The 1157-nt window shown below is 44.8% G+C and carries 1 protein-coding gene and 1 pseudogene; both read right to left on the reverse strand.

Features of this window, described 5'->3' with window-relative positions; genetic code table 11:
- Nucleotides 1–280: pseudogene (locus AC1DUW_RS29815) on the reverse strand (dihydroorotate dehydrogenase catalytic subunit); the annotation flags it as partial.
- Nucleotides 277–1056, reverse strand: a complete 780-nt coding sequence (locus AC1DUW_RS29820) for a dihydroorotate dehydrogenase electron transfer subunit (RefSeq protein WP_477644305.1) — start codon at nt 1054–1056, stop codon at nt 277–279. The gene AC1DUW_RS29820 and the pseudogene AC1DUW_RS29815, both read right to left, overlap by 4 nt.
- Between the last annotated feature and the right edge of the window lie 101 nt (nt 1057–1157).

Here is a 1157-nt window from a genome sequence, read left to right on the forward strand (position 1 = left end):
CATCATACCCACTTAGCCAGTCCAGTTCCTCATTGATGACTTTAGCCAAACCTGGATTTTGTAAACCAATCGCGTTCAGCATTCCCGAAGAAGTTTCCGCAACACGCGGGGTTGGATTACCGAACCGCGGCTCAGGAGTTGTCGCTTTAATCATAATTGCACCCAGTACATCCAAGTTGAAGAACTGGCTGTATTCACGACCAAATCCAAAGCAACCAGATGCTGGCATGACCGGATTTTTCAGGTGTAATCCTGGTAACTCAACTGAAAGTCTGCTCATAATACCACCTCTCCTGCCCGGAATACGGGTCCGTCACTGCATACTTTTTTGTAACTGAAACCATTCGGATCATCTCCTGTATGACACACGCAGGCAAAACACGCACCAATTCCGCAGCCCATCCTTTCTTCAAGAGACAGGTAAAGCTTTTTTTCACGATAGCCCGCTTCCAATGCTTTTAGCATTGGTGTTGGCCCGCAGGAAAAGATTGTTTCAAACTCCGTATCCAACTTGTCAATCACTGTCGTAACAAATCCTTTTGTTCCATACGATCCATCTACTGTGGCAATATAGGTATCACCTAATTTACTAAACTCTTTTTCGTAAAAAATGGCAGACTTCGTTTGGAAGCCTAGTACATGTATTACCCTAACTCCTTTAGCAACCAACATCTGCGATAACTGATACAGAGGTGKGACACCAATCCCACCACCAACCAACAGAGCTGTTTCTCCCTTATTTGCTTCATGAACCGGAAAGCCGTTGCCAAGCGGACCGAGGATATCTACACCTTCTGCCTGCTTACACTGTGACAACAGTGTCGTTCCTTTYCCTTCAGCCCGGTATATCATCGTGAACTGTTTTTCACTACTGTTATAAGAAGAAATCGAAATCGGGCGTCTTAACAAAGGCTCGTTGCCTTCAGTTGTCTTTACGTGTACAAACTGGCCCGGTTGCTTCATTTCTGAAACTAATTCACCTTGTAGGGTAAGTTCAAATATGGATGGAGCCAGTTCTTTATGAGTCAACACCTTCATCGTTTCCTTCTTGATCATGTATAGCTCACCTCACGACTTTTTTCCGTTTTCCCCATGGCTTCTGCCGAAAAGGTCATGGATTCAATCACTCTTAATATGGCTTCTGCTGTATCCAGGGA

This window comes from Peribacillus sp. P4_C12 (assembly GCF_056402095.1).